Origin of the sequence: Pseudomonas fluorescens (genome assembly GCF_018614775.1) — a bacterium.
Classification (GTDB): domain Bacteria; phylum Pseudomonadota; class Gammaproteobacteria; order Pseudomonadales; family Pseudomonadaceae; genus Aquipseudomonas; species Aquipseudomonas fluorescens_BY.
Genome location: NZ_JAGGOF010000031.1, coordinates 45,941 through 53,266 on the forward strand (window position 1 = coordinate 45,941; position 7,326 = coordinate 53,266).

At 62.4% G+C, this 7,326-nt stretch carries 4 protein-coding genes; 1 reads left to right on the top strand and 3 read right to left on the bottom strand.

Annotated elements, in window-relative coordinates; translation table 11 throughout:
• The first annotated feature begins 160 nt into the window (after positions 1-160).
• Complete coding sequence (locus tag J7E36_RS08915; RefSeq protein ID WP_215001962.1) at positions 161-4,114, top strand: dermonecrotic toxin domain-containing protein; 3,954 nt, start codon at positions 161-163, stop codon at positions 4,112-4,114.
• 63 nt (positions 4,115-4,177) lie between these two features.
• On the opposite strand, the gene accC is transcribed toward J7E36_RS08915, so the two are convergent.
• From accC to aroQ, 3 genes are read right to left on the bottom strand one after another with little or no spacing between them, the layout of a single operon-like run.
• Positions 4,178-5,533: an acetyl-CoA carboxylase biotin carboxylase subunit gene (gene accC / locus J7E36_RS08920; RefSeq protein ID WP_215001965.1), complete on the bottom strand. Its 1,356-nt coding sequence runs from the start codon at positions 5,531-5,533 to the stop codon at positions 4,178-4,180.
• Between the two features lie 17 nt (positions 5,534-5,550).
• Positions 5,551-6,012, bottom strand: coding sequence for an acetyl-CoA carboxylase biotin carboxyl carrier protein (gene accB, locus J7E36_RS08925; RefSeq protein WP_215001967.1), 462 nt, complete (start codon positions 6,010-6,012; stop codon positions 5,551-5,553).
• Between the two features lie 24 nt (positions 6,013-6,036).
• Positions 6,037-6,492 (bottom strand): type II 3-dehydroquinate dehydratase, encoded by a 456-nt coding sequence (gene aroQ, locus J7E36_RS08930; protein WP_215001969.1) that lies wholly within the window; start codon positions 6,490-6,492, stop codon positions 6,037-6,039.
• Between the last annotated feature and the right edge of the window lie 834 nt (positions 6,493-7,326).

Consider the following 7,326-nt stretch of genomic DNA (forward strand, 5'->3'; position numbering starts at 1 on the left):
GCAGCGCAGGGCTGCAAAGGCGCGCAGTGTACGCCAGCTCGCCTTCAAAGTGGATAAGCGAGTCGCGTGTCGCCGGGTGGTTGTGTCGATATACATATGTATGCCATGGGCGTGTCCCGTGGCAGATAAGGTGCGGGTCCACACAACAGGGAGGTCTGTGATGGATAACACTGCCAGGCGGCAAAGCGATGTGAACGGCACGGGGTTGCCCGCTTCCCCACAGGGGGCGAGTGCCCAGGTCATCCTGGAAAAAATGACCCGATGGCAGGCCGCTGTCGACGCGCGCTTGCGCACTCAGATGAGCGTGATCGAGGTGCTGGAAGAATATCTGTTGGTCGAGCTGCGCACCCACTACTACGACGGCAACATCGATCCGCATTTCATCGGCGCCCTGCTGGACACGGTGCTGCAGCGGATGATCGACCAGGCGCCCGTCGCACCCGACGAAGAGGAGCAGGCGCCCTACCGTTGGCCGGGCGGGGCCGATCGCGGGTTTGCGGTCGAGCGCCAGGAGGTCATTGTCCAAGTGGTGGAAAGCGTCGCGTCGAGCTTCGTCGGCCACTACAAGGACTATCTGCGTCGACATTGGCGAATGGGTGGGGACGATGCGACCTTGGTCGAGCGGGTCAAGCAAAGGCTCGAAGCGCACATGGCCGACGTCGACAGCGTGTTCCAACCGGACCGGTTGGCTGACCTGGACGTCGATGCGCTGCGGGAAAAGCTTGAAGAACGCCAGGATGACTGGGGCTTGATGAGCGAATCGACCGGCTTGGCGACCGCGCCGGAGCGTGAGCGTCTTGAAGCGCTCGCGCGCTCGCAACTGCCTGGCTGGCTGCGAGGGCTGGGCGAGGCGGATCGTGAGCGGCTGGAGCTTTTCCAGGACCACACCTCCCGGGCCCAGGTGCTGGTGGATGGGGTGCTCGATGGCCTGGGTTCGTTGCGGGCCTTCGCCCGGCAACTGGCCAAGGACTACGTCAGGCATGAGCTGGACATGGAGGTCGAACCTGACCGCATTCGTGTGCAAGTGCAGTGGCGAGGCGTGATGGGCCAGCCGGTGCAAACCTGGAGCCTGAGCGAGCTGCTGGCGGCCGGTCCGGTCAGGCCGGACACCCTTGGGGTGTTTCTGGTGGAGAACGGCGCCATGCTGCGCAACCAGGCGCTTCCTTCCGCATTCATCAGTCAATTGCTGGCGGACGTCGACGCCCCGGCCAGCTACTGGCAGGCGCTGGTGGACCGGTATGGGCGAGGGGAGCTGCGCGAGGCCCTGTTCGATTGGTTCAAGGCGAGGTTGCAGCAAAGCGCGTTCGTTGCCCGCTGTGCCGGTCATTTGAAAGTGATCAACCATGAGGCGCTCGAATCCCTGTGGGAGGGACGGGGCACCAGCACTCTACGGGTGAGTGGCCTGGTGCTGCCAAACGCGTTGAAGTGTGCCGATCTGCTCCTGTTCTATCGCCAGGACCTGCAAGGCGACGTGCTGTTGTATGCCCCGGGAAAACCGGACGGCCAGGAGTGGATCGAGTTGCCCTCGCTATGGGCCGCAAGCGTGGAAGTGGGGGCATGGACCCGTAGCGAAGCCGGTCGCGAATACCTGTCGCAGCGGATCTCTCCCGTCGATCGGGACGTGGCTCGGGAATACTTCACCCGCGTGGCGAACAAGCCGACCACCTGGAATTCAAGCAGCGATCCCAGGTCAACGGTGACCGGTTTCAAGGCATGCCTTGAAGACAACGTTGCCATGGGCGTGGACCACCACTTGGCACAGGTGGAACGGGACCAGTCACCACGCTGGTACTCCGCGCTGACGCGTGCTGCGCGTCGTAATATCAGCAGCTTGAGCCAGGAGTTGCTGGTCCATCAGCAGGTGTTCAACCACCGGATGGACGGCTACGAAGTCTTCGTGGACTTCGCCAGGCGTACCGTTACCCAAGCGATTGCCCCGTATATGCGCAGCAAAGGGGTGCAGGAACCGGTCGATCCCGCCACGGTGCTGATCGACTACCACCCGGGGGTGGCGAACGACCAGGCAAAAGTCGCCAGCCTGCTGGACCTGGCCATTTACGGGTATGACGACAACGCCGGTATCGACGACCCGAGAAAAGGCGTGCGCTCATCGGTGGGGCAGGATTTGAGGCAGGTTCGCAGTGCGGAACTGGCATCCTATCTACGACGCGCTTACGTGGGTGAGCAGTATGTCCGGGAAATTCGTGCCCGATACCTCGACGCCAGGGCTCCAGAATACAGCGCCCGCCGCCTTGCCTACCGCAACCTGCTGCTGACCAGAATGGACCGTGACTTGCGTGTTGCGTTGGGAAAATCCCAGTTGAATGCCGATGAGTTCTGGTGGCTCACCCGACAGGTCACGCTGCTGGGCGAGTCTGAGCCGGTGTCCGTCCCGGTGTATTCAGGGGCTGCGATGCAGCATGAAGGTGTGATCAGGTTGACCCTCGGTGGGCATGTCGTGATCGGTGCCTACGTCTTCGCCTACTTCGAACCGAAGGGCGTGTATTGGCTGTATACGCCGGATGCTCCGGACGGTGTTGCGTTTCGCCGCTACCAGGACTTTTCCGGGGCCGTGGCCGCTCGCCTGCATGACTATATGCTCGAGCGGGTGGCCCTTGGCGCTCGCGCGGCGGTCAGGCGCACCCTGGCGGCGTTGGCGGCGGCGAGTACTGGTGTCGACACATTGCGCGAGTTCAATCGGGTGAATGATGTCCAGGCAGAGTTCGATGCCGGCATCGAGCGGGCTGTCACTGATGTGGAAGACGTCACTCGGAGTCGCACCGAGGTGATCAGGCAGCAGGTTATCAAGGGGCTGCTGTTCGCGTCGGCGCCCGTGTGCCTGGTGTATCCGCCCTTCGCCCTGCTGCTGGACGTTGCCTTGATTGCCGCCAGCGTCAAACAGGCCGCCGAGTCCCATTGGCAGGGCGACGCGGATCGCGCGTTGGGTCACTGGCTGACGGCGTCCTGGGGCGTATTGTTCGCCGCGCTGGGCGCCGGGGCCGTCGCTGCACTGTTGGGGCAGGCGACCAGAAGCCTCAAGCGTGTGGTGACGCCTGTGTCACTGTCCGGGCAGCGCCTGGCCAATGCGCCGCCGCTGATTGCCCGGGAGAGTGGACCGGTCATCCAGCCCATACGCTTCAACCCGAAACAGGCGGTCGGCAAGGTCCCCGAGGGCCTGGAGCTGGTGACCGGGGAGAGCCTCTTCAAGGGCACCTATCGCAGCCCATCCAGCGCATCGCAACCGCTGAATACCTATTACCTGCGCAGCAAAGGCAGGTACTACCAGGTGAAGCAAGATCCTCACTTCGACGGTTTATGCCTGGTGGACGCCCGGCGCCCCGACGCCTTGTACAACCTGCCCATTCGCAGGCTGGGGAACGGCAGGTGGGTAGGCCGAGAAGTCGGCTTGAGGGGGGGCAGTGAGCAAGTGCTTGTCCTCGGGCGCGTCAGCGATCTGCGGGAAGCATTTCCCGGCCATGCCTTCCCGGATGTCTCAAGGGGCGCCTTGCAGGGCGAGGCGGTGGTGGCGAGGTTCAGCGAGGCGGCGGACAACTATCTGTTCTCCCTGAACGCGCAGGCCTGCGTGATTGCTTCGTTGTACAACCCGTCCACCCGGGTGGGGGCGGTCATCCACTTCGATCACAATATCCGCGCGCTGATCGAGCGCAGCCTGCGGGATGTCATGCAGCGCCTGGGCGGAACAGCGACGGATATTCGCGCCACGCTGGTGGGTGGGGACTGGCTGACAGGGGTCGACATTGGCGGCCGGGTCAGGTCGGTGATGAGGCGCCAGGGGCTGCAACCGACGTGGGATCACTGGTCGTATTCGTCCTGTTTCGGCAATACCTATGGCGTCGCCCTGGACCTGAGCAACGGTGTGACGTCGGTGTTCAAGACGTCACGCAGCCTGGTCGAGCGCTACTACATCCCGGTGCTGGCGCGCGCGAAAAAGAGCGCTGATCCGGTCTCGCTGCGAGCCCGTGGGTTCATGACGCGCTTGCGCAGCGACCCGCTGATCGCCACCCCGAGTGGCGCCGTCACCACCGGGCAGGGACGGTCGGCGACTGCGCGCGAGATCGAGGCCCAGGCATTTCCAACGGTGGTGCTGAGCTGATCAAGCGGCAGGCAAAAAAAGACCCCGGCCAATGGACCGGGGTCTTCTACATCACGCAGAGCATCAAGCCTGGTGGGCCAACTTGTGTTCCAGGTAATGGATGTTGACGCCGCCTTTGCAGAAGCCTTCGTCGCGGACCAGGTCGCGGTGCAGCGGGATGTTGGTCTTGATCCCGTCGACCACGATTTCGTCCAGGGCATTGCGCATGCGCGCCATGGCTTCTTCGCGGGTCGCCCCGTAGGTGATCAGCTTGCCGATCAGCGAGTCGTAGTTCGGCGGAACCGCGTAACCGCTGTACAGGTGCGAGTCGACGCGAACGCCATTGCCGCCCGGGGCATGGAAATGCTTGACCGTGCCTGGGCTTGGCATGAAGGTTTTCGGGTCTTCGGCGTTGATTCGGCATTCCAGCGAGTGACCGCGGATCACCACGTCATCCTGGGTGAACGACAGCTTGTTGCCGGCGGCAATGCTGAGCATTTCCTTGACGATGTCGATACCGGTGACCATTTCCGAAACCGGGTGCTCCACCTGAACACGGGTGTTCATTTCGATGAAGTAGAAGCGACCGTTCTCGTAAAGGAACTCGAAGGTACCGGCGCCGCGGTAGCCGATGTCGATGCAGGCCTTGACGCAGCGAGCCAGGACTTCCTGGCGAGCCTTCTCGTCGATGCCCGGTGCTGGCGCTTCTTCGAGGACCTTCTGGTGACGACGTTGCAACGAGCAATCGCGGTCGCCCAGGTGGATCGCCTGGCCCTGGCCGTCGGACAGGATCTGGACTTCGACGTGGCGTGGGTTGGTGAGGAATTTTTCCAGATAGACCATCGGGTTGCCGAACGCCGCGCCTGCTTCGGAGCGGGTCAGTTTGGCCGAGGAAATCAGGTCTTCTTCCTTGTGGACCACACGCATGCCGCGACCACCGCCGCCGCCAGCGGCCTTGATGATCACCGGGTAACCCACTTCGCGACCGATGCGCAAGGCGGTTTCTTCGTCTTCAGGCAGCGGGCCGTCGGAACCCGGAACGGTCGGCACGCCGGCCGCGATCATGGCGTGCTTGGCTGACACCTTGTCGCCCATCAGGCGGATGGTGTCGGCTTTCGGGCCAATGAAGGCAAAACCGGAGTTTTCGACCTGTTCGGCGAAGTCGGCGTTTTCCGCCAGGAAACCATAGCCTGGGTGAATGGCGGTGGCGCCGGTCACTTCGGCAGCGGCGATGATCGCCGGGATGTGCAGGTAGGAGTGCGCAGCCGACGCCGGACCGATGCAGACGGATTCGTCGGCCAGGCCCAGGTGCATCAGTTCCTTGTCGGCCTTGGAGTAAACGGCGACGGTCTTGATGCCCATCTCTTTGCAGGCCCGCAGAATCCGCAGGGCGATCTCACCGCGGTTTGCGATCAGGACTTTTTCCAACTTCGCAGTCATCAAAGGCTCTCCGCGGTTCAAACGATGGTGAACAGCGGTTGGTCGTACTCAACCGGCTGGCCGTCTTCAACGAGGATGGACTCGATCACACCGCTGGTTTCAGCTTCGATGTGGTTCATCATCTTCATGGCTTCGACGATGCACAGGGTGTCGCCTTTCTTCACGGTCTGGCCGACTTCAACGAAGGACGGCGAGGTTGGCGAAGACTTGCGATAGAAGGTGCCTACCATTGGCGAGCGAGCGACGGTGCCGTTCAGCGCAGGGGCGGCGGCAACGGCTGGAGCAGCAGCGGCGGCCGGTGCGGCCGGTGCCGGTGCAGCGGCCGGAGCCTGCATCGGTGCCGGTGCATAAAACTGTTGGGCCGGGGTCTTGCTGTGGCGGCTGATGCGTACGGACTCTTCGCCTTCCTTGATCTCAAGCTCGTCGATGCCGGACTCTTCCAGCAATTCGATCAGTTTCTTAACTTTACGGATATCCATGAATCATCAACTCCCAAGGGTCGGTCAGGGGCGTATAGCTTGTTGTTCAAGCTGCTCTAGCGCGGCCTCCAGGGCCAGTCGGTAACCGCTGGCGCCAAGGCCGCAGATCACTCCCACTGCTACATCGGAGAAGTAGGAGTGATGGCGGAAAGGTTCGCGTTTATGCACGTTGGACAAATGCACTTCGATGAATGGGATGCTCACCGCCAGCAGCGCGTCACGTAATGCGACACTTGTGTGTGTAAAAGCTGCTGGATTGATCAGAATGAAGTCCACGCCTTCGCCACGCGCGGCATGGATGCGGTCGATCAATTCGTATTCGGCGTTGCTTTGCAGGTAGAGCAAATGATGGCCGGCGGCGCGGGCGCGCTGCTCCAGGTCCTGGTTGATCTGGGCCAGGCTCACCGCGCCGTAGACGCCCGGTTCACGGGTGCCAAGCAGGTTCAGGTTGGGTCCGTGCAGGACCAATAGGGTCGCCATCTGCTGTTCCTTGTTATCCATGAGCAGGTGTCAGAACCCGGCGACTATGCCGCAAAGCCTTGATGACTGTCCAGTTCTCTGCAATAGCCAGCACGATGACCGATGTTTGCGCGAAATTTGTGACCATGCTCTTTAATTTGGTCACCTGTGATGTAGAGACCTCGCACTGAACTGCTGTGGGAGCAAAGCTTGCTCGCGATGGCGGCCGGGTACATATCCATTGCCGCAGTAACGGCTACTTACGGTTTCGCCCTGACGGCGACTCACTTTTTTTCAGACGCCAAAAAAAGTAAGCAAAAAAGGCTTGCCCCACCACTTGGTGCCTCGCTTGGGCTCGGCATGCCCGAACGCAGATATTGCTCCGTGGGCCCGCCGCGAAGGGCCCTCCATGGCCCAGCGCGGCTAATCCGGCATCCATGCCGGATTGCCCACTGCGCAATACCTGCGTTCGGCCAGCGTGGTTAACGGGGCCCCCAGATCAAAAGCTCGCCGAGGCGGCCTGACAGCCGACCTGGCTCTCCCGGCCGCGTCCGATCCCATTGTGGGAGCGAGCTTGCTCGCGAAGCGGCGTCTCATTCGACATCGAGGCAAACTGACCCACCGCTATCGCGAGCAGGCTCGCTCCCACAGGGGATTTGTGGTGCTCCATGGGGCGGTGCGCTCAAAGTCGGGACTTTGCACAGGCCTCCACAAACGCCCGCGCCAGCGGCGGCACACGACCTTCCAACGCCGCCCGTTCCGGTTGAAACAGCGTCGCGACAAAGAATGGATGATCGCGCAGCTCCACGGCCCGCAGCTCGCCGGCCGAATCCCGAGCTACGGCGTGCAAGCGTT